Origin of the sequence: Halomonas sp. B23F22_10 (assembly GCF_043496975.1) — a bacterium.
Classification (GTDB): domain Bacteria; phylum Pseudomonadota; class Gammaproteobacteria; order Pseudomonadales; family Halomonadaceae; genus Halomonas; species Halomonas smyrnensis.
This window is the reverse complement of the sequence record NZ_JBIEKF010000007.1, coordinates 64,891-90,792: the sequence shown is the minus strand read 5'-3', so window position 1 is coordinate 90,792 and position 25,902 is coordinate 64,891. Positions and strand designations below refer to the sequence as shown.

General features: G+C 68.8%; 21 protein-coding genes. 7 read left to right on the top strand and 14 right to left on the bottom strand.

The genetic code is table 11. From position 1 onward, the window contains the following. Window positions 1-11: 11 nt before the first annotated feature. Entirely contained in the window at window positions 12-761 is a 750-nt protein-coding gene (locus ACGTNF_RS14905) for a dienelactone hydrolase family protein (protein WP_394602347.1), read from the bottom strand. A gap of 240 nt (window positions 762-1,001) precedes the next feature. On the opposite strand from ACGTNF_RS14905, the gene ACGTNF_RS14900 reads away from it, so the two are divergent. Continuing rightward, on the top strand, window positions 1,002-2,216 hold the full coding sequence (locus tag ACGTNF_RS14900) for an ABC transporter substrate-binding protein (RefSeq protein ID WP_152480085.1): 1,215 nt from the start codon (window positions 1,002-1,004) through the stop codon (window positions 2,214-2,216). A 147-nt stretch (window positions 2,217-2,363) separates the two neighbouring features. On the opposite strand, the gene ACGTNF_RS14895 is transcribed toward ACGTNF_RS14900, so the two are convergent. The 8 genes from ACGTNF_RS14895 to typA form a co-directional block, all read right to left on the bottom strand. Next, a complete protein-coding gene (locus ACGTNF_RS14895) occupies window positions 2,364-3,206 on the bottom strand; it encodes an alpha/beta fold hydrolase (RefSeq protein WP_394602346.1) in 843 nt (280 codons plus the stop codon). Window positions 3,207-3,479: 273 nt separating this feature from the next. Then, entirely contained in the window at window positions 3,480-4,781 is a 1,302-nt protein-coding gene (locus ACGTNF_RS14890; RefSeq protein ID WP_152477847.1) for a branched-chain amino acid ABC transporter permease, read from the bottom strand. Further along, window positions 4,781-5,785 carry a branched-chain amino acid ABC transporter permease gene (locus ACGTNF_RS14885; protein ID WP_152477848.1) on the bottom strand — a complete coding sequence of 335 codons (1,005 nt, stop codon included), beginning with the start codon at window positions 5,783-5,785 and terminating at the stop codon, window positions 4,781-4,783. The genes ACGTNF_RS14890 and ACGTNF_RS14885 overlap by 1 nt, the downstream gene beginning before the upstream one ends. A 31-nt stretch (window positions 5,786-5,816) precedes the next feature. Continuing rightward, window positions 5,817-6,521: an ABC transporter ATP-binding protein gene (locus ACGTNF_RS14880; protein WP_016856236.1), complete on the bottom strand. Its 705-nt coding sequence runs from the start codon at window positions 6,519-6,521 to the stop codon at window positions 5,817-5,819. Between the two features lie 78 nt (window positions 6,522-6,599). Next, the gene (locus tag ACGTNF_RS14875) at window positions 6,600-7,370 is read right to left on the bottom strand and encodes an ABC transporter ATP-binding protein (RefSeq protein ID WP_394602345.1); all 771 of its coding nucleotides are present in this window, start codon (window positions 7,368-7,370) and stop codon (window positions 6,600-6,602) included. A gap of 48 nt (window positions 7,371-7,418) precedes the next feature. Further along, on the bottom strand, window positions 7,419-8,861 hold the full coding sequence (locus ACGTNF_RS14870) for a sodium-dependent transporter (RefSeq protein WP_394602344.1): 1,443 nt from the start codon (window positions 8,859-8,861) through the stop codon (window positions 7,419-7,421). Between the two features lie 178 nt (window positions 8,862-9,039). After that, complete coding sequence (locus tag ACGTNF_RS14865; protein ID WP_152477850.1) at window positions 9,040-9,357, bottom strand: hypothetical protein; 318 nt, start codon at window positions 9,355-9,357, stop codon at window positions 9,040-9,042. A gap of 159 nt (window positions 9,358-9,516) precedes the next feature. Beyond that, window positions 9,517-11,343, bottom strand: a complete 1,827-nt coding sequence (typA, locus tag ACGTNF_RS14860; RefSeq protein WP_016856240.1) for a translational GTPase TypA — start codon at window positions 11,341-11,343, stop codon at window positions 9,517-9,519. A 519-nt stretch (window positions 11,344-11,862) separates the two neighbouring features. Between typA and glnA the strand changes: the two genes are divergently transcribed. Beyond that, window positions 11,863-13,269: a glutamate--ammonia ligase gene (gene glnA / locus ACGTNF_RS14855; protein WP_394602343.1), complete on the top strand. Its 1,407-nt coding sequence runs from the start codon at window positions 11,863-11,865 to the stop codon at window positions 13,267-13,269. Between the two features lie 97 nt (window positions 13,270-13,366). Here glnA and ACGTNF_RS14850 read toward each other — a convergent pair whose 3' ends face one another. After that, window positions 13,367-14,080, bottom strand: coding sequence for a ZIP family metal transporter (locus ACGTNF_RS14850; RefSeq protein ID WP_016856242.1), 714 nt, complete (start codon window positions 14,078-14,080; stop codon window positions 13,367-13,369). Between the two features lie 165 nt (window positions 14,081-14,245). Between ACGTNF_RS14850 and ACGTNF_RS14845 the strand changes: the two genes are divergently transcribed. The 3 genes from ACGTNF_RS14845 to glnG all read left to right on the top strand — a co-directional run bounded on the left by ACGTNF_RS14845 (window position 14,246) and on the right by glnG (window position 17,697). Further along, complete coding sequence (locus tag ACGTNF_RS14845; protein ID WP_394602342.1) at window positions 14,246-14,827, top strand: DUF4124 domain-containing protein; 582 nt, start codon at window positions 14,246-14,248, stop codon at window positions 14,825-14,827. A 424-nt stretch (window positions 14,828-15,251) separates the two neighbouring features. Further along, the gene (glnL, locus tag ACGTNF_RS14840; protein WP_394602341.1) at window positions 15,252-16,298 is read left to right on the top strand and encodes a nitrogen regulation protein NR(II); all 1,047 of its coding nucleotides are present in this window, start codon (window positions 15,252-15,254) and stop codon (window positions 16,296-16,298) included. After that, window positions 16,291-17,697 carry a nitrogen regulation protein NR(I) gene (gene glnG / locus ACGTNF_RS14835; protein WP_016856245.1) on the top strand — a complete coding sequence of 469 codons (1,407 nt, stop codon included), beginning with the start codon at window positions 16,291-16,293 and terminating at the stop codon, window positions 17,695-17,697. Before glnL ends, glnG begins: the two co-directional genes overlap by 8 nt. 462 nt (window positions 17,698-18,159) lie before the next feature. Here the strand turns inward: glnG and ACGTNF_RS14830 are convergent, their stop codons facing one another. Next, entirely contained in the window at window positions 18,160-19,977 is a 1,818-nt protein-coding gene (locus ACGTNF_RS14830) for an aminopeptidase P family protein (RefSeq protein WP_394602340.1), read from the bottom strand. 2 nt (window positions 19,978-19,979) lie between these two features. Further along, on the bottom strand, window positions 19,980-21,560 hold the full coding sequence (locus tag ACGTNF_RS14825; RefSeq protein WP_394602339.1) for a peptide MFS transporter: 1,581 nt from the start codon (window positions 21,558-21,560) through the stop codon (window positions 19,980-19,982). A gap of 268 nt (window positions 21,561-21,828) precedes the next feature. Between ACGTNF_RS14825 and ACGTNF_RS14820 the strand changes: the two genes are divergently transcribed. Beyond that, on the top strand, window positions 21,829-23,166 hold the full coding sequence (locus ACGTNF_RS14820; RefSeq protein WP_394602338.1) for a deoxyguanosinetriphosphate triphosphohydrolase: 1,338 nt from the start codon (window positions 21,829-21,831) through the stop codon (window positions 23,164-23,166). Between the two features lie 21 nt (window positions 23,167-23,187). Here the strand turns inward: ACGTNF_RS14820 and ACGTNF_RS14815 are convergent, their stop codons facing one another. Then, a complete protein-coding gene (locus ACGTNF_RS14815) occupies window positions 23,188-23,997 on the bottom strand; it encodes an ATP-grasp domain-containing protein (protein WP_394602337.1) in 810 nt (269 codons plus the stop codon). Between the two features lie 121 nt (window positions 23,998-24,118). On the opposite strand from ACGTNF_RS14815, the gene ACGTNF_RS14810 reads away from it, so the two are divergent. Further along, window positions 24,119-24,919, top strand: a complete 801-nt coding sequence (locus ACGTNF_RS14810; protein ID WP_394602336.1) for a ribonuclease T2 family protein — start codon at window positions 24,119-24,121, stop codon at window positions 24,917-24,919. Window positions 24,920-24,940: 21 nt separating this feature from the next. Here the strand turns inward: ACGTNF_RS14810 and ACGTNF_RS14805 are convergent, their stop codons facing one another. Then, window positions 24,941-25,819, bottom strand: coding sequence for a nuclease-related domain-containing protein (locus tag ACGTNF_RS14805; protein WP_394602335.1), 879 nt, complete (start codon window positions 25,817-25,819; stop codon window positions 24,941-24,943). Between the last annotated feature and the right edge of the window lie 83 nt (window positions 25,820-25,902).

The window sequence follows — 25,902 nt, the reverse complement described above, 5'->3', positions numbered from 1 at the left end:
TGCGGCAGTGACTACTGCCGTGGCAGCACCTCGTCGAGCAGCGACAGGAAGGCCGACCAGGAGCGCTCGTCGGCGCGCTGCTGGTAGCGGTCGCTGTCGAAGACGGTGAAGGCGTGGGGCGCGCCGGAGTAGATCTCGATCTCGTAGTCGACCCCGGCGTCCTCCAGCTGGCGCGACAGCGCGGTCACGTCTTCCAGCGGAATCGACGCATCGGCGCCGCCGTGGGCGACGAGGATCGGCGCGGTGTCGTCGGCATAGCCCTGCCCCTCGGGGGTGGCCAGGCCGCCGTGGAAGGTGGCGTAGCCGTGCACGTCCTCGGCCGCGGCGCTGCGTGCCAGTTCCAGCACCACGGCGCCGCCGAAGCAGTAGCCCATCACCACGGTCGGCACCGCCGCGCCCCGGTCGCGGGCCTCGGCCAGCCCGGCCAGGGTCAGCGCGCGCATGCGCTCGCGGTCCTGATAGAGCTTCGCCGTCTCGGCCTTCTTGGCCTCGGTTTCCACCGGGCGGTTGCCCTGGCCGTAGAGGTCGAGGGCGAAGGCGTCATAGCCCCGCTCGGCCAGCATCTCGGCGCGGCGGCGCTCGTAGTCGGTCAGGCCGTCCCAGTCGTGGATGATCAGCACCGTGCCGCGGGGTTCGTCGTCGGCCGGCGCGAAGTAGCCGGTGAAGGCCTCGTCGTTGATGCGATAGTCGATCTCGCGGCCGTCGGCCTGGGCGGTGCCGGCCAGCGCGGCCAGGGTGAGAAGCGTCAGCGGTCGTATCATGCGGTCCTCGGCGATGGTGGTGTGAGGGCCCTCAGTATAGGCGGCCGAGCGAGGTCAGCGTTGAAGCGCCCGTTCGAACGCCGATGTACCCGAAACGGCGCTTTGACATCAAAGGTTTGGAAGCCGCTCGGGGCCGCCCAGCGTTGGCAGCCGCGGGTTGTGTTTTGGGCGTCGGCCTTCCAGATTGGAAGGGTGTGATTCGCGCAGTGGATGATTCGAGCAACCAGAGCGAGACCAACAATCATGAAGAAACGCGTTCTAGCATCGGCGGTGGCCGCGACCACCCTGGCCCTCTCCGGCATGGCACAGGCCGAGGTCAAGATCGGCTTCCTCGGCGGCTTCACCGGCGGCATCGAGAGCCTGACGCCGCCGATCTTCGACGGCGCCAACCTGGCGGTGGAGCAGATCAACGCCCAGGGCGGGCTGCTGGACGGCGAGGACATCGTCATGCCGACCGGCGACACCACCTGCTCCGACGCCTCGGCGGCCTCCAACGCGGCCGACCGCATGGTCAACACCGAGCAGGTCACCGCCATCGTCGGCGCCCTGTGCACCGGCGCCACCGTGGCCGCGGCCAACAATGCCGCCATCCCGGGCGGCGTGACCATGGTCTCGCCGGCCTCCACCGCGCCGGCGGTCACGGAACTGGACGACAACGACCTGGTCTTCCGCACCGTGCCCTCCGACGCCTTCCAGGGCGAGATGCTGGCCAAGCTGCTGCTCGACAAGGGCATCCAGGAAGTGGCAGTCACCTACGTCAACAACGACTACGGCCGTGGCCTGGCGGACGCCTTCGTGGCCGGCTACGAGAACGGCGGCGGCATGGTGCTGGAGAACCTCGCCCACGAGGACAACCGCGCCGACTATCGCTCCGAGCTCGGCTCGCTGGCCGCCACCGGCGCCCAGACCCTGGTGGTGCTGGCCTACGCCGATACCTCCGGCCAGACCGTGGTCCGCCAGGCCTACGAGAGCGGCATGTTCACCCAGTACGTGGGCGGCGACGGCATGGTCGGCGACAGCCTGGTCGAGGCCATCGGCGCCGACGTGCTCAACGGCATGATCGCCACCCGTCCGGGCAGCCCGGAGCTGCCGGGCACGGCGATGTTCACCCAGCAGGCCAACGAGGCCGGCATCGACCCCAGTGCGGTGTTCGCCGCCCAGGCCTACGACGCCGCCTTCCTGCTCGGCCTGGCCATCGAGCAGAACGGCAGCGCCGACCGCGAGGGCCTGAACGAGGCGCTGCGCAGCGTCGCCAGCGCCCCGGGCGAGGTGGTCCTGCCCGGCGAGTGGGAGAAGGCCAAGGAGCTGATCGCCGCCGGCACCGAGATCAACTACGAGGGCGCCTCCGGCACCCACGAGTTCGACGACAACGGCGACGTGCCGGGCGTGGTGCAGGAGATGCTGGTCGAGGACGGCACCTTCACCATCCAGGGCTACGTCGACGCCGAGGAGTAGGCGCCTCGTAGACGGCGATAAAGAAGCCCCCGGCGGTGACCCGCCGGGGGCTTTTCATTGCGGCGATGCGGATGGCCGTTCAGGCCGGGCAGGGCGCCGCGGCGGCCGGCCCTCCGTGTTGGCTTCGCCGCTACGCGAGGCGGCGTCTCACGCGGCCAGGAACGCCAGGATCTGGCGCGAGGTCTCTTCGGGCTGCTCGTCGGTCACCCAGTGGCCGGCATCCTTGACCCAGACCAGCTCCGCACCGGGGATGGCATCCGCCAGCATCGGCGCATAGTCCGGCTTCTGGAAGTTGTCCTGATCGCCCCACAGCACCAGGGTCCGGTGCGGGATATGCTTGAGCTCACCGGCGATCGCTTCGGTATATTCCTTGTTGAGGCGGCGCATGTTGCGGAAGAAGGCCGCCTTGCCTTCGGCGCTGTTCCACGGCTTGACGTAGATCTCGCGCAGCTCCTCGGTCATCACCTCGGGGTCGTGCACGCCCTTGGGCATGAAGTCGCGCATGGTGCCGATGAAGGACTCGACGCTGGTCGCTTCCTCCACCCCCGGTTCCAGCAGGCGCTTGAACTCCGGAATCGGCCAGGAATCGAAGCACACGCTGTCGATCAGCACCTGGCGGCGCACCCGCTCCGGGTGGTTGACGGCGAGCAGCTGGCCGATGCCGCCGCCGATGTCATGCGACACGATGTCGGCGCTCGACACGCCGAGGGCATCCATCAGCTTGACGATGATGCGTGCCTGGGCGTTGATGGACACATCGGCATCCGGCGGCATGTCGGATTCGCCATAGTTGAGCATGTCCGGCGCGATGACGCGGTACTGCTCGGCGAGCCTGGGCATGACGTCGCGCCACATCAGCTTGTTGGTCGGAATGCCGTGAATCAGGATCAGGGGGCTGCCCTCGCCCATTTCCCGATACGCAATACGGTGGCCCTCGATCCTGGCGTGGCGAGTCTCGACGTTTTCCATTCGGGTGGTCACGTGGCTCATCTCAACCTCATTTTCTGCGCGATGGCATCGCTTTTCGGCAAGCCTTGTCACGGCTTGCGGCGTGTGACGACGGTCACCCTAAAAGTTTTTGAGTGATCGCTCAATATGTTTTTGAGCGATCACTCAAAATCGGCCTTGGCATTGGCGAGGAGGTAAGAAGATTAGAAGGTAAGGGAGTAGGGAAGTCAGGAGGTAAGGAGGTAAGGAGGTAAGGAGGTAAGGAGGCAAGTAGGCGAGGGGCGGAATTTATGCCCCTCACCCTTCACCGCCCCATCAATCCACGTGCTTGGTCTTCTCGGGCAGCAGGCCCTTGGGCGCGAAGCGCAGCACCAGGGTGATCAGCAGGCCGATCACGAACACCCGGGCCTGCAGCGCGCGGCTGTCGAGGCTGGCCGGGGCGTCCCAGCCGAAGGTGCTCTCGCCGAAGTTCACCGCCAGCTCCATCAAGAACAGCGCCAGCGGCTCCGACATCAGCCAGATGATGTACACCGCCACGGCGCCGAAGATGGTGCCCAGGTTGTTGCCGGGGCCGCCGAGGATGACCATCACCAGCACCAGGAAGGTGTGGTTCAGCGGCAGGTAGCCCTGGGGGTCGAACAGGCTGTTGAAGCTCGCCAGCACGGCGCCGCCGATGCCCATCAGGATGCAGCCCAGCACGAAGATCTCCAGCCGGCGCCGGTTGATGTTCTTGCCCATGGCCGCGGACGAGATCTCGTTGTCGCGGATGGCGCGGATCATCCGCCCCCAGGGGGCATGGTAGGCGCGGTGCAGCAGGAAGAAGATCGCCGCGATCAGCACCGCCGTCACCGACAGGTACAGCGCGCGGGCCAGGGTGAAGCCGACCTCGGCGGGGCCGGGCACCGGCCAGGGCAGCGGCGAGACGGTGGCGGTGCCGCGGGTCAGCCAGTCGGAGTTCTTGAGGAACGCCTTGATGATCTCGGCGATGCCGATGGTGGCGATGGCCAGGTAGTCGCTGCGCAGGCCCAGGCAGACGTGGCCGATGAAGTAGCCCACGCCGCCGGCCAGCACGCCGCCGACGATCCAGCCGACCCAGGACGGCAGGCCCAGGCCGCCGACGAAGCCGGCCTGGGACTCGATCTGCCCGGCCACGCCGCGGAAGGCGCTGATCACCACCAGGTAGAGCACCACGGCCAGCGCCACGGTGATGACGGTGCGCAGCTTCTTCGGCACGCCGAGGCGGTCGAGCCGCGAGGCGCCGAACACCACCAGCGCGGCGCCGACGATGTAGCCCAGCACCACGGCGAGCTCGCCGGGCAGCTCGGAGTCCCAGAAGGCCTCGTTGACCGGCACGCTGAAGAACATGGCGCAGAAGCCGCCCAGGGCGACGAAGCCCATGACGCCGGCGTTGAACTGGCCGGCGTAGCCCCACTGGATGGTCAGGCCCAGGGCCAGGATGGCGTAGCAGGCAGCCTCGACCAGCATGCGGGTGCTGTAGGCGGCGCCCATGATCCCGTAGACGCCGAGCACGGCGACCAGCAGGGCCACGAAGATGACCACCTCGCGCAGCGGGAAGCGGCGCGGGGCGGCGACGGTATCGGTGCGTGTCGTGCTCATCAGATCACCTTGCCCTTGAAGATGCCGGTGGGGCGCCACACCAGGATGGCGACGAGGATGAAGAAGGGCACCACGATCTTGTACTCGGTGCCGACGAAGGCCAGGTTGCCGGGCAGCGACAGCCACTCGGGCAGGCTGTCACGGAAGGGGCGGAGCAGGATGCCCCAGTTGAACACCGCCAGCGTCTCGGCGAAGCCGACCACGAAGCCGCCGGCGATGGCGCCGTAGGGGTGGCCCACGCCGCCGACGATGGCCGCGGCGAAGATCGGCAGCAGCAGGAAGAAGCTGAGGTCCGGCTTGAAGGTCACGTCCAGCGACAGCAGGGTCCCGGCGATGGCGGCCAGGCCCCCGGCGAGTACCCAGGTCACGGCGACGATGGTGTTGGTGTTGATGCCCGAGGCCCGCGCCAGGTCCGGGTTGTCGGACATGGCGCGCATGGCCTTGCCCAGCCGCGAGCGCGACAGGAAGAAGTGCAGCGCCACCACGCTGATCAGCGTCAGCGCGAACAGGTAGAGCTGCGGCTCGGTGATCACCACTGGCACCCGCACGCCCTCGATGGGCAGCGGGATGCGGAAGATCTCCTTGCGGTCGTCGACGTAGAGGCTCTCGCCGCCGGTGCCGGCGAACAGCCGGATCAGCCCCTGCAGCATCAGGGTCACGCCCAGCGAGGCGATGACCATGACGATCGGCTTCACGCCGTGGGCGCGCAGCGGCTTGTAGAAGGTGCGGTCGATGCCCACCGCCAGCAGGGCGGTCAGCGCCATCGCCAGCGGCAGCATGATCAGCGGCGTGGGCACGCCGAGGGCGGCGCCGGCCTGCGGGAAGAGGGTGGTCAGCAGCAGCACCATGAAGGCGCCGAAGGTCATCATGTCGCCGTGGGCGAAGTGGGCGAAGCGCATGATGCTGAAGATCAGCGTCACGCCCACCGCGCCGATGGCGTAGATCGAGCCGGCCACGCTGCCGGCGATCACCACGTTGTTGATGAAGAAGACGAGTTCGTTCACGGGGTCTCTCCGATGTGCCGTCGGGGCGGGCTCAGCCGCCGAGGAAGCTCTTGGCGACGTCCGGGTCGGCCAGCAGGGCCGCGCCGGTGTCGGTGAAGCGGTTCTGGCCGGCGGCCAGCACGAAGCCCTTGTCGGCGATGGCCAGCGCCTGCTTGGCGTTCTGCTCGACCATCAGGATGCCGACGCCGGCGGCGTTGACCTCCTTCACTCGCTCGAAGATCTCGTTCATGTACCGCGGCGAGAGCCCGGCGGTGGGCTCGTCGAGCAGCAGCACCTCGGGTTCGGCCATCAGCGCGCGGCCCATGGCGACCATCTGCCGCTGGCCGCCGGAGAGCTCGCCGGCGGGCTGGTGGCGCTTGTCCTTGAGCGGCGGAAAGAACTCGTAGACCCGGGACAGCATGCGCTTGACGTTGCCGGGCTTGAGGTAGGCGCCCATCTGCAGGTTTTCCTTCACCGAGAGGCTGGGGAAGACGTTGTACTCCTGGGGCACGAAGCCCATGCCCTTCTGCACGAGCCGGTTGGGCGGCAGGTTGTGGATGGGTTCGCCGCGCAGCAGGATCTCGCCCTGGCTGACGCGGAGCAGGCCGAAAACGGCCTTGAGCATGGTCGACTTGCCGGCCCCGTTGGGGCCGACGATGACGCCGATCTCATCTGCTTCGATGGCCATGTCCACCCCGTTGAGGATGTTCATGCCGCCGTAGCCGCCGTGCACGTCGCGTGCGTCGAGTAGTGGCATAGCTGGCTCTCTGCGTTGTCGTTATCGGGCGGGATCCGGCCGCCCATCGTTGTTGTCGTGTGCCGCTGCCGGCGACCCCTAGGCCGCCGGTGAACCGAAATAGGCCTCGATGACCTCGGGGTTGTTCTGGATCTCCTCGATGCTGCCCTCGACCATCACGCTGCCCTGGGCGAGCACGATCACCGGGTCGCAGAGCCGCGCGATCATGTCCATGTCGTGCTCGATGACCAGGAAGGTGTAGCCCATCTCGCGGTTGAGGCGCTCGATGTTGCCGATCAGATCGCCGAGCAGGGTGCGGTTGACCCCGGCGGCGATCTCGTCGAGCAGCACCACCTTGGCGTCGGTCATCATGGTGCGGCCGAGCTCTAGCAGCTTCTTCTGGCCGCCGGAGAGGTTGCCGGCCAGCTCGTTGCGCACGTGGTGCAGGCCGACGAAGTCGATCACCTCCAGCGCGCGGCGCCGCACCTCGGCCTCCTCGCGGTGCACCTGGCCCGGCTTGAACCAGGTGGCGAACAGGTTCTCGCCGGCCTGGGCGGGCGGCACCATCATCAGGTTCTCCAGCGCCGTCATGTTCGAGAACTCGTGGGCGATCTGGAAGGTGCGCAGCAGGCCCTGGTGGAACAGCGCGTCGGCGGGGCGGTTGGTGATGTCCTCGCCGTCGAAGACGATCTGGCCGGTGTCCAGCGGCAGGGCGCCGGCGATGATGTTGAACAGCGTCGACTTGCCGGCCCCGTTGGGGCCGATCAGGCCGGTGATCGAGCCCTCCTCGACCTGGAGGGAGCAGTCGTTGATGACCTGCAGGCCGCCGAAGGCCTTGTTGACGTGTCGGACGTCGATGATGGCTGACATGTCACACCTGTGAGCATTGGGTTGTTGTTATGGGTCGGGCGACGACGCTCATGAGGCGTGTCGCTCGCTCAGGAAGCTGCGACCGGCGGCGAAGGCGCCGACGATCACCACCGCTCCGATGGTGGGTATCCAGTAGCCCTGCACCTGAGGAAGGCTGCGCAGGAACACGAAGGCGACGGCGGCCGGGGCCACGAAGCGCACCAGCAGGCGCCAGACCCGGAACCAGCCCTCGCCGGTGCGCATTTCCTTCATCACCTCGCCGTGGGTCAGCACCCAGCCGGCGAACAGCGCGATCAGCAGGCCGCCCAGCGGCATGAAGATGTTGGTGGCCAGCTCCAGCAGCTCGAAGGGGCTGCGGCCGAACCAGCCGTGGAAGGGCGAGTTGCTGGCCCAGGCGTTGAAGCTGAACACCGTCAGCAGGCCCAGCGCCCAGCTGGCCACCACCATGGCGGAGACCGCCTGGGGGCGGCTGAGCGAGAAGCGCTCGACCAGGTAGGCGGCCACCGGCTCGATCAGCGAGATCGCCGAGCTCAGCGCCGCGCCCAGCACCAGCAGGAAGAAGATGGCGCCGAGCAGCGTGCCGCCCGGCATCTCGCCGAAGGCCAGCGGTAGGGTGACGAACATCAGCCCCGGGCCCTCGGCGGGATCCAGCCCGGCGCCGAACACCAGGGCGAAGATCGCCAGGCCGGCGATCAGCGCCACGGCGGTGTCGACGAGGGCCACGGTGAAGGCGGTGCCGGTCAGCGAGGCGTCGCCGGACATGTAGGCGCCGTAGGCCATGATCGCGCCCATGCCGAGGCTCAGGGTGAAGAACGACTGGCCCATGGCCTCCAGCCAGCCCTCGAGGCTCAGGTCGGCGACGTTGAAGGTGAACAGGAAGTCCGCGGCGCCGGCCAGGTCGCCGATCATGGCCGCGTAGGCCAGCACCACCATCAGGATCACGAACAGTGCCGGCATCAGGATGCGCAGGCCGTTCTCGATGCCGCGGTGGACGCCGAGCCCGACCATCAGCGCCGAGGCGCCGATGAACAGGCTGTGGTAGAGCGCCAGCAGCGGCGGCGAGGCCAGCAGGGCATCGAAGCTCGCGGCCACGGCCTCGGCGCCGGCGTGGCTGAGCCTTCCGGTGAGCATCAGCCCGGTGTAGTGGATCGCCCAGCCGGCGATCACCGAATAGAAGCTCAAGATGATGAAGGCCGAGGCGGCGCCCAGCCAGCCGATCGACTCCCAGCCGCGGGATGCCCGGTGGGTGCGGGTCAGGAAACGCATGCCCATGATCGGGCTGCGCCGGCTGTTGCGGCCGAGCATGGTCTCGGCGATCAGGATCGGGATGCCGACGGCGACGATGGTCAGGGCGTAGACCAGCAGGAAGGCGCCGCCGCCGTTCTCGCCGGCCAGGTAGGGAAAACGCCACAGGTTGCCGAGCCCCACCGCCGAGCCGACGGCGGCAAGCAGGAAGGTGCCCTTGTGCGTCCAGACGTTGTTCGTGCTCATCGTTACCCGGCGTTGGCGACCTGGTGACTCGGACCCAGGCCTCGCGAGCGGGCCATGGGTTGCTGCGCTGGGCGGTATGCCCCCATGGCCGTCACTGTGCGCCAGACGCGGGTCCCTTGACCAGATGGCTAGCGTTTAGGAGCCGTTGGCGATGGCGGATGGTAATCCGGGCGCCGGCTCAGTCCCGGTCGTCGTCCGCCTCGGGGTGACGCGGCTCGAGAGCACGCAGGGCATCGGGCAGGCGCACGGTGTCGCCGAGCGCCAGGTCGCCGACGTGCTGCTCGCGGCGGCCGTTGTCATCGGCGATCAGCGCTACCACCTCGCCGATGCTGGTGTCCTCGACGTGGGCGTCGACCCGCACCCGCACGGTGAAGCCGCGGAAATGGGCGCTGATGATGCTGCCCTCGTGAGGCTCCGGGTAGTCCTGGGGATGGTCCTGATAGTAGCGCAGCACGCTGGCGCTGCCGGGATCGTCCCATTCGACGTGCTTGTGCATCGGGCGGTCTCCTTGGTGAACGGAGGTCTCAGCATAGCCCCCGGCCGGGGCGCGAGGCCAACGTCGCAGTGGCCGACACGGATGCAGGGGGCGGAAACGAAAGAGCCCGCCATGATGGCGGGCTCTGGGGCGCAACGATTCGCGGTGCGTCGAAGCGGCTTACTTCTTCTTGGAACGCTTGCGCTCGTTCTCGGACAGCAGCTTCTTGCGCAGACGGATGTGGTTCGGGGTGATCTCGACCAGCTCGTCGTCGTCGAGGAACTCGATCGCCTGCTCCAGGGTGAAGCGGATCGGCGGCGTCAGCACCAGGTTCTCGTCGTTGCCGGACGCGCGCATGTTGTCGAGTTTCTTGGCCTTGGTCGGGTTGACGACCATGTCCTCGGCACGGCTGTTGATGCCGATCAGCATGCCTTCGTAGACCTCGGTGCCGTGCTCGATGATCAGCTTGCCGCGATCCTGCAGCGCGAACAGCGCGTAGGCCAGGGCCTTGCCGGAGACCATGGACACCAGCACGCCGTTGCGACGCTCGACCGAGGCGTCCGGCTTGAGGTCGCCGTAGTGGTCGAAGCGGCTGGTCAGGATGCCGGTGCCGGAGGTCAGGGTCAGGAACTGACCGCGGAAGCCGATCAGGCCGCGCGCCGGGATGATGAAGTCGAGACGCACCCGGCCCTTGCCGTCGGGATTCATGTTCTTGAGCTCGCCCTTGCGGTAGCCGAGCTCTTCCATGATGGCGCCCTGGTGCTGCTCCTCGCAGTCGATGATGACTTCTTCGTAGGGCTCCTGCTCCTGGCCGTCGATCTCGCGGATAATGACCTCGGGGCGGCCCACGGCCAGCTCGAAGCCTTCACGACGCATGCTCTCGATCAGCACCGAGAGGTGCAGCTCGCCGCGGCCGGAGACGATGAACTTCTCCGGGGAGTCGCCCTGCTCGACGCGCAGCGCCACGTTGTGGATCAGCTCCTGGTCGAGGCGATCCTTGATGTTGCGGCTGGTGACGAACTTGCCGTCCTTGCCGGCGAACGGCGAGTCGTTGACCTGGAAGGTCATGGACACGGTCGGCTCGTCGACGGTCAGCGCCGGCAGCGCCTCGACGGCGGCCGGGTCGCACAGCGTATCGGAGATCGCCAGATCCTCGATGCCGGTGATGCAGATGATGTCGCCGGCGGTGGCTTCGTCGGTCTGCACGCGCTCGAGGCCGAGGTGGGTCATCACCTGGCCGATCTTGCCGCGGCGGGTGTTGCCTTCCTTGGAGACGACGGTGACCTGCTGGTTCGGCTTGACGCTGCCGCGGGTGATGCGGCCCAGGCCGATGACGCCGACGTAGCTGTTGTAGTCCAGCGCGGAGACCTGCATCTGGAACGGGGCTTCCAGCTCGACCTTGGGCGGCTCGACGATGTCGACGATGGCCTCGAACATCGGGCGCATGTCGTCGCTCAGCTCTTCCGGCTCGGTGCCGGCGATGCCGTTGAGCGCGGAGCAGTAGACGATCGGGAAGTCGAGCTGCTCGTCGGAGGCGCCGAGGTTGTCGAACAGGTCGAAGATCTGGTCGATGACCCAGTCGGGGCGGGCGCCCGGGCGGTCGATCTTGTTGACCACGACGATCGGCTTGAGGCCCTGGTCGAAGGCCTTCTGGGTCACGAAGCGGGTCTGCGGCATCGGGCCGTCGACGGCGTCGACCATCAGCAGCACGGAGTCGACCATGGACATCACGCGCTCGACTTCGCCACCGAAGTCGGCGTGTCCCGGGGTGTCCACGATGTTGATGTGGTAGTCGCGGCCGTTGCCGTCATCCCAGCGGATCGCCGTGTTCTTGGCCAGGATGGTGATGCCGCGTTCCTTCTCCTGGTCGTTGGAGTCCATGATGCGCTCCTGGCCTTCGGCCTTGCGGTCCAGGGTGCCGGACTGCTGGAGGAGCTTGTCGACCAGGGTGGTCTTGCCGTGGTCGACGTGAGCGATGATGGCGATGTTGCGAAGATTCTCGATCACGACGGGATCCTGCTGGGAAAATTGGGGTGGCATTATAGGGTCAGGACCTCGACGCTACCAGCCTTGTGGCGTCCGGAATCCGGATCGTCGCGGTGTTTTTCGCCCGCGCGTCGCCGCGGGGCGCCTGACGCGGCGGCTGGGCGGCGGAAGCGTCGGGCTGGTGCGCAAGAAAAGAGGGCTGCACATATTTGGTGCATCAAGGGCGTGCGAGCGTCATCTTGGGGCGCATTACGGCGGACGAGACGGTGCCATGAGCGGGCATGATGCAGATTGGTGACTCTGCACTCTCATGAAGCAGGTTTTTTTCTTCTTTCTTCTCAGTCGTTTATGGAAATTATTTCGGCGAATTTCGCCATTTTGGCACGCCATCTGCATTATTTGGGGCAATGCCATGGTCGTGCATGGCGGCGTGGGCATCGCACCGACGTCATGCTACAACGTCGACTGGACACACCCGCGACCGACGACAGACAGATTCAGCGGAATATCATAACCAGCCACTGTACCCTGGAGGACCTCATGTCCGAGAAGACTCTCGCCCTGATCGAAGAACACGACGTGAAGTGGATCGACCTGCGCTTCACCGACACCAAAGGCAAGGAACAGCACGTCACCATTCCGGCCCGTGACGTCGATGAAGAGTTCTTCGAGAACGGCCAGATGTTCGATGGCTCCTCCATCTCCGGCTGGAAGGGCATCAACGAGTCCGACATGATTCTGCGCCCGGAAGACGGCACCGGCTTCCTCGACCCCTTCACCGAAGACGCCACCCTGATCCTGCGCTGCGACATCATCGAGCCGGCCACCATGCAGGGCTACGAGCGTGATCCGCGCTCCATCGCCAAGCGCGCCGAGGCCTACCTGCAGTCCACCGGCCTGGGCGACACCGCCTTCTTCGGTCCGGAGCCCGAGTTCTTCATCTTCGACGAGGTGCACTGGAAGGCCGACATCGAAGGCGCCATGTACAAGATCACCTCCGAGGAAGGCGCCTGGGCCACCGACCGTCAGGTCGAGGGCGGCAACCTGGCGCACCGTCCGCGCGTCAAGGGCGGCTACTTCCCGGTGCCCCCGGTCGACAGCTTCCACGACATCCGTGGCGCCATGTGCAACACCCTCGAGGCCATCGGCCAGTCCGTCGAGGTGCACCACCACGAGGTCGCCAACGCCGGCCAGAACGAGATTGGCGTCAAGTTCAACACCTTGGTGAAGAAGGCCGACGAACTTCAGGAAATGAAGTACGTGGTGCACAACGTCGCCCACGCCTACGGCAAGACCGCCACCTTCATGCCCAAGCCGCTGGTCGGTGACAACGGTTCCGGCATGCACGTCCACCAGTCCTTCTGGAAGGGCGGCGAGAACCAGTTCGCCGGTGACGAGTACGCCGGCCTGTCCGAAATGGCGCTCTACTACATCGGCGGCATCATCAAGCACGCCCGTGCCCTGAACGCCTTCACCAACGCCTCCACCAACTCCTACAAGCGTCTTGTGCCGGGCTTCGAGGCGCCGGTCATGCTGGCCTACAGCGCCCGCAACCGCTCCGCGTCCATCCGCATCCCCTACACCGCGAGCCCCAAGGGCAAGCGCGTCGAGGCTCGTTTCCCCGACCCGACCGCCAACCCGTACCTGTGCTTCGCGGCGATGCTGATGGCCGGTATCGATGGCATCAAGAACAAGATCCATCCCGGCGACGCCATGGACAAGAACCTCTATGACCTGCCGCCGGAAGAAGGCAAGTCCATCCCGACCGTCGCCGAGAGCCTGGACCAGGCCCTCGAGGCGCTGGCCGAGGACCGCGCCTTCCTGACCGAGGGTGGCGTGTTCACCGACGATATGATCGATGCCTACATCGAGCTGCTCGAGGAAGACGTGGAGCGCCTGCGCATGACCACGCATCCGGTCGAGTTCGACATGTACTACAGCTGCTGATGCCGCGCGGCGCCCGGCGCCGCGCTCCAGCACGCGAAAGGCACGCCCGTGGGCGTGCCTTTTTTGTGCGTCTTTCTCCCGGGGCCTCCGCCCGGGATCAGTAGATCAGCATATGGCCGCCGATGCCCATGGCGAAGCCGAACACCGCCCCCAGCGGCGGGCCCCAGTGGCGCTCGAGCCGGGCCTGGGGCGCCAGGTCCTGGAACACCGAGTAGAGGATGCCGCCGGCGGCGAACAGCATGATCGCGGCCACCGCGGACGGGTAGGCGGCCAGCCACCAGTAGCCGCTCAGGCCGGCTAGCGGCCCCAGCCAGGCCATGGCGAAGAACATCGTCAGCAGGCGTCGGGTCGAGTAGTGGGTGTTCTCGCGCAGCTCGCGATAGGCGTTGAAGCCCTCCGGCAGGTTCTGCAGCGTCATCAGCAGCGCCAGCAGCACGCCGCTGCCGCCGCCGTAGGCGAAGGCCGCGCCCAGGGCCAGGGCCTCGGGCAGGAAGTCGGCGAGCATGGCGGTGAGCTGGCTGGCGGGGGTGCCGTTGCGGTAGAGGGCGATATCGAGCGCCATGAAGGTCAGGCCGCCGGCGAGGAACCAGGCCATGGCCGGCGCCAGGTCCAGGGCCTCGAAGCTGTTCGGCACCAGCACCAGGGCCACCGCCGAGAGCAGCGCGCCGCCGCCGAAGGCGATGATGCCGTGGCGCAGCTCGTTCTCCAGCCAGTTCGGCCGGATGCGCTCCTCCTTGGCCACCCAGCCGCCCAGCGGCATCGCCATGCCGGCCATCAGGGTCAACGCTATCACCTTCTCCCACGCGTCCATGCCGCTCGCTCCTTGGCTTGTCGTGTCGCAGGATCATCCTACTCGCATTCGCCCGGCCCGCGAACGTGGATTCCGTTCCGGGGCCGGCCTGGTCTAGGCTTGGAGCATGATGACGGCAGGCGCAAGGCGCGCCATGGACGGCCGTCACGGACCCGGGAGAGACACATGCACAAGGTTGTCATGACACTGGCGCTGAGCCTGGCGCTGAGCCTGCCGGCGGCGGCACAGACCATCTATCGCACCACCGACGCCCAGGGCAACGTCGTCTTCACCGACGATCCAAAGCGCGGCGGCGAGGCGATGGAGCTCGATCCGCTCACCGTGGTGCCGTCGCGGCCGGTGCAGCCGCTGTCGAGTGCCTCGCCCGGGCGGGCCGACGGCACCACGCGCTATGGCGAGCCCGGCCAGCCCTTCATGCCCTACGACGTCTTCGCGATCGCCTCCCCCGAGCAGGAGACGACCCTGCCCACCGGCGCCGCGGGCAACGCCCAGGTGCGGCTCGCCATCCGCCCCGACCTGCGCGACGACCATCGCGTGCGGCTGCTGGTGGACGGCCAGGTCAGCCAGTCCGCCATGCACACCGACACCTTCCTGCTCTCCAACCTCAACCGCGGCGAGCACCGGGTGCAGGCCGAGCTGCTCGACGCCTCCGGCGCGGTGCGCCACCGCACCTCGCCGCTGACGCTCTTCGTCCAGCGGGCCAGCGTCAATCTGCCGAGCAATCCCAACAACCCCGCCAACAATTAGCTGCCCCCTCGCCGGCCACATCGACCGCTGTGTCCGGACGGCTCCCCGAGGCCCTGTGACCCGCCCCCGGCGCGTGACGACGGGCGCTTCGATGCCTTCGATCACGCCGACCGGGTGAGCGAGGGCAGCGCCTTCCGCCATGCCGAGGCGTTGCGCGGCGATCGTCCGCCCCGGGACGATCGCCGCCGGCGCGACCATGAGGCATGGCGAGCGCATCACGACCCGCGCGCGCCCCTTCGGAAGGCGCCCGAGCGGGAGTGAGCGCGACCTCGCAGTGCGTGCACCAGCTTGGTGCACTACCATGGTGCATGATCCCCATGTCGGATCAGCCGGTAGGCGACGCCATGTCGTCTTCCCCAAAGTGGCGCGCTTCTTGCAGAACTTGAGGGAGGCGCCTCTCCACTCCGCTGCCGGGAATGCACCCATGTATCAACGCCTGATGGAACACCTCACCACCGCCGTGCTGCTGCTGGACGGCCAGCTGCGGCTGCGCTGGATGAATCCGGCGGCGGAGGCCTTGCTGGCGTTGAGCCGCTCGCGGGTGATCGGCCAGCCGCTGCCGGGGCTGGTGAACTCGGAGGACGACATCGGCGCGCTGCTGGCCAAGGCCCGCGACGAGTTTCATCCCTATACCCAGCGCGAGGCGCGCCTGACCCTGCCCACCGGCGACGCGCTGACGGTGGACTACACCGTCACCCCGCTGTCGGCGGACGAGCTGCTGATGGAGCTGGAGCCCCGCGACCGGCTGCTGCGCATCTCCCGCGAGGAGGCGCTGCAGACCCGCCAGGAGACGATCAAGGTGCTGGCGCGCGGGCTCGCCCATGAGGTCAAGAATCCGCTGGGCGGGATCCGCGGCGCCGCCCAGCTGCTGGAGCGTGACCTGGGCGACTCCCGGCTCACCGAGTTCACCCATATCATCGTCGAGGAGGCCGACCGGCTGCGCGACCTGGTGGACGCCATGCTCGGCCCGCATCGCCTCAATCGACACGAGCCGCTCAACATCCACAAGGTGCTGGAGCGGGTCCGCGCCCTGGTGGCGGTGGAGCATCCCGAGGTGACGTTCACCCGCGACTACGACCCCAGCCTGCCCGATCTGATGGGCGACGAGTCCCAGCTGATCCAGGCCATCCTCAACGTGGCGCGCAACGCCGTGCAGGCGATGACCGAGGCCGGGATCGAGGGGCCCACCCTGGTGCTCAAGACCCGCGCGCGTCGCCAGTTCACCCTGGGCGCCGAGCGCCATCGCCTGGTCTGCCAGGTGAGCCTCATCGACAACGGTCCCGGCATCCCCGAGGAGCTCAAGGAGACGCTGTTCTACCCCATGGTGTCCGGCCGCGCCGAGGGCAGCGGCCTGGGGCTGTCGATCGCCCAGTCGGTCCTGCACCGTCACCAGGGGCTGATCGAGTGCGACTCCCGGCCGGGCCAGACCGAATTCCGACTGCTGATACCGCTGGAGACATCCCATGACTGAAGCCGCACGCGTCATGATCGTCGATGACGATCGCGCCATTCGCTGGGTGCTGGAGCGCGCTCTGGCCCAGCCCGACCTCGAGGTCGAGAGCGTCGAGCGTGCCGACCGGATCCTCGAGCGGCTGCTCGAGGATCCGCCCGACGTGCTGGTCACCGACATCCGCATGCCGGGCCTGGACGGCCTGGACCTGATGGCGAAGGTACGCGAGGCGCATCCGGAGCTGCCGGTGATCGTGATGACCGCCCACTCCGACCTCGACAGCGCGGTGGCCTCCTACCAGGGCGGCGCCTTCGAGTACCTGCCCAAGCCGTTCGACGTCGACGAGGCCCTGGCGCTGGTGCGCCGCGCCGTGGCCCACGCCCGCGAGCGCCAGCGCCCGGTCAGTGCGCCCGAGGGGCTGGACACCGAGATCATCGGCGAGGCGCCGGCCATGCAGGAGGTGTTCCGCGCCATCGGCCGGCTGTCGCAGTCGCACATCACGGTGCTGATCAACGGCGAGTCCGGCACCGGCAAGGAGCGCGTCGCCCAGGCGCTGCATCAGCACAGCCCGCGCGGCGGCAAGCCGTTCATTGCCCTGAACATGGCGGCGATTCCCCGCGACCTGATCGAATCCGAGCTCTTCGGCCACGAGAAGGGCGCCTTCACCGGCGCCACGGCCCAGCGCCAGGGCCGCTTCGAGCAGGCCGACGGCGGCACCCTGTTCCTCGACGAGATCGGCGACATGCCGGCCGAGACCCAGACCCGCCTGCTGCGGGTGCTGGCCGACGGCGAGTTCTACCGCGTCGGCGGCCACACCTCGGTGAAGGTCGACGTGCGCATCATCGCCGCCACCCACCAGAACCTGGAGGGCCTGGTCGAGGACGGCCGCTTCCGCGAGGACCTGTTCCACCGCCTCAACGTGATCCGCGTCCACCTGCCCAAGCTCGCCGACCGCCGCGAGGACATCCCGCGCCTGGCGCGCCACTTCCTGGCCGAGGCCGCCAAGGAGCTCGCCACCGACGTCAAGGTGCTGACGCCGGAGGCCGAGGCCCACCTGACGCGGCTGGCCTGGCCGGGCAACGTCCGCCAGCTGGAGAACACCTGCCGCTGGCTGACGGTGATGGCCTCGGGCCGTGAGGTGCTGGTCGAGGACCTGCCGCCGGAGCTGCGCGAGGCCGACGAGGGCGGCGCCGCCGGCGACTGGCGCCTGGCCTTCCGCGACTGGGCCGACCGGGCGCTCGCCGCCGGCCACACCCACCTGCTGGAAGAAGCCGTGCCGGACTTCGAGAAGATCCTGATCGAGACCGCGCTCAAGCACACCGGGGGGCGCAAGGGCGAGGCCGCCGAGCTCTTGGGCTGGGGGCGCAACACCCTGACCCGCAAGCTCAAGACGCTGCTGCCGGAGATGGCGGAGGACTGAGCCGCCGAGCCGCTGGGCTGGGGGCGCAATACGCGCTCTCTCGAGCGCCGGCAAGCTCAAGACGCTGCTGCCGGAGATGGCGGAGGACTGAGCCGCCGAGCCGCTGGGCTGGGGGCGCAATACGCGCTCTCTCAAGGGCCGGCAAGCTCAAGACGCTGCTGCCGGAGATGGCGGAGGACTGAGCCGCCGAGCCGCTGGGCTGGGGGCGCAATACGCGCTCTCTCGAGCGCCGGCAAGCTCAAGACGCTGCTGCCGGAGATGGTGTGGAGGACTGAGCCGCCGAGCCCTTGGGCTGGGGGCGCAATACGCGCTCTCTCGAGCGCCGACAAGCTCATGACGCTGCTGCCGGAGATGGCGGAGGATTAGGTGCGAGGAGTCAGAGGTAAAGAGTGAGGAATCACGAAGAAGGGCGCCCCGCGGGGCGCCCTTCTCCTGTTTCGGCTTCGGGAAAGCCGCTTCCGCTCAGCCGCGCTCGAGCGGTTGGGTGCGTTGCTCGAGCCAGGCCAGGGCCTCGCCCTCGAGCTTCGGCGCGAGCCGGCTGCGGACCTCGGCGTGATAGGCGTCGAGCCAATCGGCCTCGGCGGGGTCGAGCAGGCCGACGTCGATCGGCCGGGCGTCGATGGGGCACAGGGTCAGCGTCTCGAAGCGCAGGAAATCGCCGAACTCGCTCGCCTCGGCGGGGCGGTTGGCGGCCAGGTTCTCGATGCGGATGCCCCATTGGCCCGGGCGGTACACGCCGGGCTCGATGGAGGTGATCATCCCGGGCTGCATGGCGGTGTGCGGTGCGGCCGGAGCGTACCAGGCGATCACCTGCGGGCCCTCGTGGACGTTGAGGAAGTAGCCCACGCCGTGGCCGGTGCCGTGGCCGTAGTCGCGGCCGCTGGCCCACAGCGGGGCGCGGGCGATGGCGTCCAGGTGCGGCGAGGGGATGCCGCGCGGGAAGTGCGCCCGGGACAGGGCGATGGTGCCCTTGAGCACCCGGGTGTAGTCCTCGCGGTGGGCATCGGTGATGTTGCCCACCGGCACCACCCGGGTGATGTCGGTGGTGCCGCCGTGGTACTGCCCGCCGGAGTCGATCAGCAGCAGGCCGTCGCCTTCGATGGTGGCGTGGGCCTCCGGCGTGGCGTGGTAGTGCGGCAGCGCACCGTTGGCGTTGTAGGCGGCGATGGTGCCGAAGCTGCGGCTGACGAAGCCGGGGCGGCGGGCGCGGGCGGCGGTGAGCTTCTCGTCCACGGTCAGCTCGGTGACCGTCTCGCCGCGCTCGAGCGCGGCCTCGAGCCAGGCGAAGAACTCGCACAGGGCCGCGCCGTCTTCCTCCATGGCCTCGCGCACGTGGGCCAGGTCGGCGTCGCTCTTGCGGCCCTTGGCCAGGGTGCTGGGCTGGTAGGCCTCGGCCAGCGCCACGCCTTCCGGCAGCGCCTCGCGGGTGCCTAGGGTCAGCTTGGCCGGGTCGATCAGCACCCGGGCGTCGGCCGGCAGTTCGCCGAGCCGGCGTGGCCAGTCGGCGTAGTTGGCCACCGCGATGCCGTCCTCGGCCAGCGCCGCCGTGAGCTCGTCGTCGAGCTTGCCCGGGGCGACGAACAGCGTGGCGCTGTCGCGGCCCACCAGCAGGTGGGCGAGGAACACCGGGTTGAACTCGACGTCGGCGCCGCGCAGCTGGGTCAGCCAGGCGATGTCGTCCAGGGTCGAGACGGGATGCCAGTCGGCGTCGTGCTCGGCCATGGCCTCGCGTACCCGGGCCAGGCGCTGGCCGCGGGTCTCGTCGAGATAGGCCGCCGGATGGGCGTAGAGCGGCGCCTCGGGCAGCGCCGGACGCTCGGGCCAGATGGCGTCGAGCAGGTCGATGTCGCCGCGCAGGCGAACGCCCGCCGGGGTCAGATGATCCTCGAGCCGGCGCACGCTGGCCAGCGACATCACGTCGGCGTCGAAGCCGAGGGTGGCGCCCTCGTCGAGCCGCTCGGCCAGCCAGCGCATCGGCGCGTCGGCCTGGCCGGGGGTGAGCTTCATCAGCGCGATGCCGCTGCCGGCCAGCTGCTCCTCGGCCTGCACCCAGTAGCGGCTGTCGACCCACACGCCGGCGGCGTGCTGGGTCACCACCAGGGTGCCCACCGAGCCGTCGAAGCCGGACAGCCAGGCGCGGCCGGCCCAGTGCTCGGGCAGGTATTCGGAGTTGTGCGGGTCGGAGGAGGGCAGCCACCAGGCATCGATGGCGTGCTCGCGCATGACCTCGCGCAGGGCGTCGAGACGTTGGCGTGCGGTGGCGGCACTGGAAGAGGTCATGCTCAGGCTCCTTGCGGGTCGGTGGCGTCCGCGCGATGGGCGGCGGTCGGGTCGATGAGGCGGTGGTGTCCGAGCATGCGCTTGAACACCGGCACGAGCAACAGCAGCACCGCGGCGAAGATCACCAGGGCGATGGCCGAGCGGCCGAACAGCTCGGGCAGCTGCTGGACCTCCTCGGGATTGACGTGGCCGCCGATCAGGCCGGCCACCAGGTTGCCGAGCGCCGAGCCGGTGAACCACAGCCCCATCAGCTGGCCCTGGGTGCGCCGCGGCGACAGGCCGGACATGGTGGAGAGGCCCACCGGGCTCAGGCACAGCTCGCCCAGCGTCAGCATCAGCATGCTGGCGATGATCCACAGCGGCGAGACCAGCCCGGGGCCGCTCAGTACCCGCTGGGCGGCCAGCACCATCAGGCCGAAGCCGGCGGCGGCCAGCAGCAGGCCGAGCACGAACTTCATCGGGCTGCCGGGCTCCAGGCGGCGGCGCCCCAGCGCCGGCCACAGCCAGCCGAACAGCGGGCCGAGCAGCACGATGAAGATGGGGTTCAGCGACTGGAACCAGACGGTGGGAATCTCCCAGCCGAACAGCCCGCGGTCGGTGTAGTTCTGGGCGAACAGGTTGTAGGAGGTGGGCTGCTGCTCGAAGGCGGCCCAGAAGAAGGCCGCGGCCACGATCAGCACGAAGCACACCGTGACCCGGGCGCGTTCGTCGCCGTTCAGGCCGTTGAACAGCATCAGGTAGGCATAGAAGCCGATCGCCACCACGATCAGCACCGAGGTCATGGCCTCGGCCAGGGCGCGGGCGTCGATGTGGATGACGCCGGTGGCGCTCAGGGCCACCAGCCCGGCGATCAGCGCCATGAAGCCGGCGACCCAGCTGCCGACGTGGCGGCGGCTTTGGGCCGGGGCGTCCCAGCTCGCCTCGCGGCCGCGCTCGCGGTCGGCGCGCCGCATGGACGGCACCGCCCACAGGCGGAAGATCAGCAGCGCCGCCAGCATGCCGAGCCCGCCGATGCCGAAGCCCCAGTGCCAGCCCCCGTGTTCCAGCATCACGCCGCTGATCAGCGGCGCCAGCAGCGCCCCCAGGTTGATGCCCATGTAGAAGATGGCGAAGCCGCCGTCGCGGCGCACGTCGCCGTCGTCATAGAGGCCGCCGACCATCACCGAGATGCAGGTCTTGAACAGCCCCGAGCCGAGCACGATCAGGATCAGGCCGACGAAGAAGGCCGGCGCCCCGAGCAGCGCCGACAGCGCGATGGCCAGGTGGCCCAGGGCGATCAGCACCGAGCCGTACCACACCGCCCGGCGCTGGCCGAGCCAGTTGTCGGCCAGCCAGCCGCCGGGCAGGGCGGCCAGATAGATGGCACCGGCGTAGAGGCCGACGATGGCCGAGGCGGTCTTCTCGTCGAAGCCCAGACCGCCGTCGAGCAGGCTGGCGGCCATGAACAGCACCAGCAGCGGGCGGATGCCGTAGTAGGAGAAGCGCTCCCACATCTCGGTGAAGAACAGCGGCCCCAGCGGGCGCGGATGGCCGAAGAAGCCGCGATCCCGTCGGGAGGTCGTGGCGTCGGAGGTGGAGGTCATGAAGCGTCTGCCTTATTGCTTGTGCATTGCCGACCGCGCCCGGCGGGAGTCCACGACGCCATATGCTGGCGTTTACTGCTGAATGAGAGGCGGCGTGGGTGGTCTTTTTTCTGTCTGACGCGGTTCAGGCGGGGGATTCTATGGTGTTTTGTTAGCCAACGAAATACGACGGAAGCGGTAGGGCGCGGTGCCAGGCCTCCCGCATCGCCCCGCGATGGCAAAGCGGCGCGCGGCGGTGCCAGAATGGAACCCTCAAGGAGGAACGCCCATGACGCAGATGACCTGGGAGCGGCTGCTCGACCCCGCCCGGCTCCACGACCGGCGCGGCACGCCCCGCGACGAGATCGGCCGCAGCCCCTTCCACAAGGACCACGACCGCATCGTCTTCGCCGGCTCCTTCCGCCGCCTGGGGCGCAAGACCCAGGTGCACCCGCTGACCGACAACGATCATATCCACACCCGCCTGACCCACTCGCTGGAGGTCGGCTGCGTCGGCCGCTCGCTGGGCATGAGCGTCGGCGAGGGGCTGCGCCACCGGCTGCCCGAGGACATCACGCCGGCCGATCTCGGGGTGATCGTCCAGGCCGCCTGCCTGGGCCACGACATCGGCAACCCGCCCTTCGGTCACGCCGGCGAGTACGCCATCCGCGACTGGTTCAAGCGCGCCGAGAGCGACGGCAGCGGCCTGCTGGAGGGGCTGTCCGACGCCGAACGCGCCGACCTGCTGACCTACGAAGGCAATGCCCAGGGCTTCCGCATCGTCACCCAGATCGAATACAACCAGTTCCGCGGCGGCATGCGCCTGACCGCGGCGACGCTGGGCACCCTGCTCAAGTACCCCTGGACCGTCGAACACGGCGGCAGTGCCGGCAAGTTCGGCTGCTACCAGAGCGAGGCGCATCTGCTGACCGAGGTGGCCGATCGGCTGGGGCTCCTGCCCCAGGGCGAGAACCGCTGGAGCCGGCATCCGCTGGCCTGGCTGGTCGAGGCCGCCGATGACATCTGCTACGCGCTGCTCGACCTGGAGGATGGCCTGGAGATGGGCATCCTCGGCTTCGACGAGGTGGCCGGCATCCTGACCCAGATCGCCGGCGGTGAGCCCGGCGACTTCGCGACCATGCGCGAGGAGGGCGTGTCCCAGCGGCGGCGGATCGCCGCGCTGCGCGGGGCGGCCATGGAGCGCGCGGTGACCGAGGTGGCCGGGGCGTTCGTCCAGCACGAGGCCGAGCTGCTCGGCGGCCGGCTGCGCCACGATCTGCTCGAGCTGTGTCACCCGGACCTGGACTGGGGCGTGAAGACGGCCAAGCAGCTGGCGCGGGAGCGCATCTTCCGCAACGAGCGCAAGGCCAAGCTGGAGATCGGCGCGTATACGACCCTGGGGATTCTTTTGGAGGCCTTTATCGGCGCCGCCCACGAGCTGCATCACACCGGTTCCTCGACCTTCAAGCACCAGCGGGTGCTGGCGCTGATCGGCGAGAACACCCCGCGGCCTTCCTGGTCGCTCTACGACAGCTACCGGCGCATGCTCGACTTCATCGGCGGCATGACCGACCACTACGCGGTGGATCTGGCCCAGGAGATGGGCGGGCGGCTGAGGGGCGACTGAGCGGCGCCTGGTCGTGGCCGACTAGGCCGTCAGCTGCAGCGGCGGCTCGCCGTCCGGGTCGCGATCATCGTCGTCGAGGCCGATGACCCGGCGGATGGCGGCGCCGATGCGCCGGCTGCTGTCGGCGATGCCCTGGTTGCCGAACAGGCGGTTGAACTCGAAGACGTAGGGTTGGCCGTCGACCATGGCGATGTCGAAGCCGGCGTGGTCGATGTCGAGCTCGCGGGCCAGGCGGCGGGCCAGGTCGATGGCCGCCTCGGGAATCGCCGCGTGGTCGATGCGCCCGCCCTGGCTGACGTTGGCGCGGTAGCCCTCGAGCGGGGTGACCCGCCAGTAGGCGTCGATCACCTCGCCGCCGACCAGCACGATGCGCAGATCGCGGTCGATCGGCAGCCGCGCCTGGGCATACAGCACCGGCTCCTCGGCGACGTGGTCGTCGAGATCCCGGCGGGAGGCGATCAGCCGCACGCCCTCGCCCATGGCGCTCTTGATGCGCTTGGCGATGAAGGGGTAGCCGAAGCGCGCCTCGACCCGGTCCAGGACGGCGCGGGAGGTGCCGCGGATCTCGGTGGGCGGCACGTGCTCCGGGCACAGCGCCAGGAAGGCCCGGGTCTGCTGGACCTTGTCGTGGCCCAGGTGATAGCTGGCGAGACTCGGGAAGATGCGCGCGCCGAGGCCGTAGACCAGGGCATTGACCTGCCAGTACTCGGGAAACAGCAGCCAGTCCGCCTGGCGGATCTCCTCCAGGTGGTCGTACATGCGTTCCGGCTTGATATAGCGCACGCCGGGAATGCCCAGGGTGCGAAAAACATCGAACGTGATGATTTTCATGGTGGTGAAAAGGGTATCTCCTGCGAAGGCGGCGAATTATTATCCGCCTTCATGGTTCTGGCAAGCGTTATTGGCCCCCGGGCGTCCCCGAGGGAGGCATGACGATGAGGAGCGCGCGACGGTGAAGCGATCGAGATCGTATTGGCGCCCGAAGAGGGCGCTGCTGCTGGGGCTGGTGGGCGGCTGGCTGGCCGTGGCCTCGGCCCTGCCGGCCTTGGCGTCATCGCCACTGGCGCGGGAAGGGGTCGAACATTACACCCTGGCGCTGACCTGGCACCCCGGCTTCTGCGCCAGCCGTTCGCGGCCGCCGCGGGAGTGCCGGGAGGCCCGGCTGCGACGCGGGGCCGAGGACGGCTTCGTGCTGCACGGGCTGTGGGCCTCGCTGCCCGATGATCTCCGCGAGCGCGGCGTGACGCGCCGCGACTGGTGGCGGCAGGGCTGCTTCCTGGAAACGCCGCGGCCGGAAGGCGGCTTCTGCCGCGCCCACGCGCCGCTGGCGCTGCCCGAGCCCCTGGCGAGCCGGCTGGACCGCGCCATGCCGGGGCGCGCGAGCTGCCTGGATCGCTACCAGTACGCCAAGCACGCGGCCTGTCTGGCGCTGCCCGCCGAGGCGCTGTTTTCCACTTCCCTCGAGCTGCTCGAGGCGGTCAACGACAGCGCCTTCGGCGACTTCGTGGCGCTGCATCGCGGCGGCGTGGTGGGGCGCAACGCCCTGATCGACGCCTTCGAGGCGGCCTTCGGCGAGGGCACGGGGCGGGCGCTGCGGCTGGAGTGCCGCGGACGCGGCAACCGGCTGCTGACCGAGGTGAGGATCGGCATCGACGCCGAGGCGCTCGAGCGCTTTCCGGCCGCCGACAGCCTGGTGCGGCTCGGCCGCGGGCGCTGTGCGACGCGGGTCAGCATCGCCGACGTCGACGGATAGCCCGGAAGCCTCGGCCGGCGATCAGTGCGGGGCGCGGCGATGGATGGCGGCGATCACCGCCTCGTGGGCGGCCTCGTCGAGTGCGTCCAGGCGCCGCTCGGGCAGTCGGTCGGCCAGGGCGTCACCGCTGACCACCAGCAGGTCGTCGGCGGCCTCGGGATGCTCGATCCGCCAGCCGGGCAGGGCCAGCACGCCCTGCACCGGCACCGGATGGCCCAGTTCGCCCTCCAGCCAGTCGGACAGCCAGCGTGCCGCGCGGCGGGTGTCGCGCAGCGGGCGCCGCTCGATCCAGCCCGGGAAGCGCAGGCGGGCGCGCTCGACCGTGACGCGGTTGTCCTCCTCGCCGGAGGGCTTCACCGCCGGGCTGCGCGCCCAGGTCTCGATGGCGAACACGCCGTGAGGCGTGACCGCCACGTGATCGAGGGTATCGCCCTCGCCGGGCACGTCGTGGAACACGAAGTAGGGATGCGACTCGGGGCGGATCAGCCGCTCGAGCTCCTGGCCCACCGCCAGCTCGCAGGCCAGCCCCAGCTTGAGGCGGCGGATGCGCTGGAAGTCGCGGATCAGCCGGAAGCAGAACACCAGCACCAGCAGCGTGGAGAGGGCGCCATAGAGGGTCCACTCGAGCCAGTTCTGCTCGCTCGCCAGCAGCATGCGGCCCATGCCGTAGACCAGCGGCGCCATGATCACGATCGGCCCCAGCGCGCCGTTGAGGAACAGCCCGGCGAAGGCGCGGTCGAGGCGGTCGCGCAGCGACTGGCCCGGTTCGCGCAGCGGATGGGCGTCGAACGGCGAGCTGACCCGGGCGTCATGCAGGTTGCGCAGCCCGACCACGATCACCGCGGTCGCCGCCAGGGGAAACAGGAAGATGAGGGGAATCAGGTATTCCAGCCAGGCCATCGGGATTCCTTGCCCGTGGGAGATCCTGGCCATTGTAGACAGCGTGACGCCCGGGGGCCATGCTCGGCGCGATACGCCGAGAA

What these genes read in the sequence shown, in the direction of transcription:
- ACGTNF_RS14905 (WP_394602347.1), bottom strand. Translation starts at nt 761, where the DNA reads ATGATACGACCGCTGACGCTTCTCACCCTGGCCGCGCTGGCCGGCACC.
- ACGTNF_RS14895 (WP_394602346.1), bottom strand. Translation starts at nt 3,206, where the DNA reads ATGAGCCACGTGACCACCCGAATGGAAAACGTCGAGACTCGCCACGCC.
- ACGTNF_RS14890 (WP_152477847.1), bottom strand. Translation starts at nt 4,781, where the DNA reads ATGAGCACGACACGCACCGATACCGTCGCCGCCCCGCGCCGCTTCCCG.
- ACGTNF_RS14880 (WP_016856236.1), bottom strand. Translation starts at nt 6,521, where the DNA reads ATGCCACTACTCGACGCACGCGACGTGCACGGCGGCTACGGCGGCATG.
- ACGTNF_RS14875 (WP_394602345.1), bottom strand. Translation starts at nt 7,370, where the DNA reads ATGTCAGCCATCATCGACGTCCGACACGTCAACAAGGCCTTCGGCGGC.
- ACGTNF_RS14870 (WP_394602344.1), bottom strand. Translation starts at nt 8,861, where the DNA reads ATGAGCACGAACAACGTCTGGACGCACAAGGGCACCTTCCTGCTTGCC.
- ACGTNF_RS14865 (WP_152477850.1), bottom strand. Translation starts at nt 9,357, where the DNA reads ATGCACAAGCACGTCGAATGGGACGATCCCGGCAGCGCCAGCGTGCTG.
- glnA (WP_394602343.1), top strand. Translation starts at nt 11,863, where the DNA reads ATGTCCGAGAAGACTCTCGCCCTGATCGAAGAACACGACGTGAAGTGG.
- ACGTNF_RS14850 (WP_016856242.1), bottom strand. Translation starts at nt 14,080, where the DNA reads ATGGACGCGTGGGAGAAGGTGATAGCGTTGACCCTGATGGCCGGCATG.
- ACGTNF_RS14845 (WP_394602342.1), top strand. Translation starts at nt 14,246, where the DNA reads ATGCACAAGGTTGTCATGACACTGGCGCTGAGCCTGGCGCTGAGCCTG.
- glnL (WP_394602341.1), top strand. Translation starts at nt 15,252, where the DNA reads ATGTATCAACGCCTGATGGAACACCTCACCACCGCCGTGCTGCTGCTG.
- glnG (WP_016856245.1), top strand. Translation starts at nt 16,291, where the DNA reads ATGACTGAAGCCGCACGCGTCATGATCGTCGATGACGATCGCGCCATT.
- ACGTNF_RS14830 (WP_394602340.1), bottom strand. Translation starts at nt 19,977, where the DNA reads ATGACCTCTTCCAGTGCCGCCACCGCACGCCAACGTCTCGACGCCCTG.
- ACGTNF_RS14825 (WP_394602339.1), bottom strand. Translation starts at nt 21,560, where the DNA reads ATGACCTCCACCTCCGACGCCACGACCTCCCGACGGGATCGCGGCTTC.
- ACGTNF_RS14820 (WP_394602338.1), top strand. Translation starts at nt 21,829, where the DNA reads ATGACGCAGATGACCTGGGAGCGGCTGCTCGACCCCGCCCGGCTCCAC.
- ACGTNF_RS14815 (WP_394602337.1), bottom strand. Translation starts at nt 23,997, where the DNA reads ATGAAAATCATCACGTTCGATGTTTTTCGCACCCTGGGCATTCCCGGC.
- ACGTNF_RS14805 (WP_394602335.1), bottom strand. Translation starts at nt 25,819, where the DNA reads ATGGCCTGGCTGGAATACCTGATTCCCCTCATCTTCCTGTTTCCCCTG.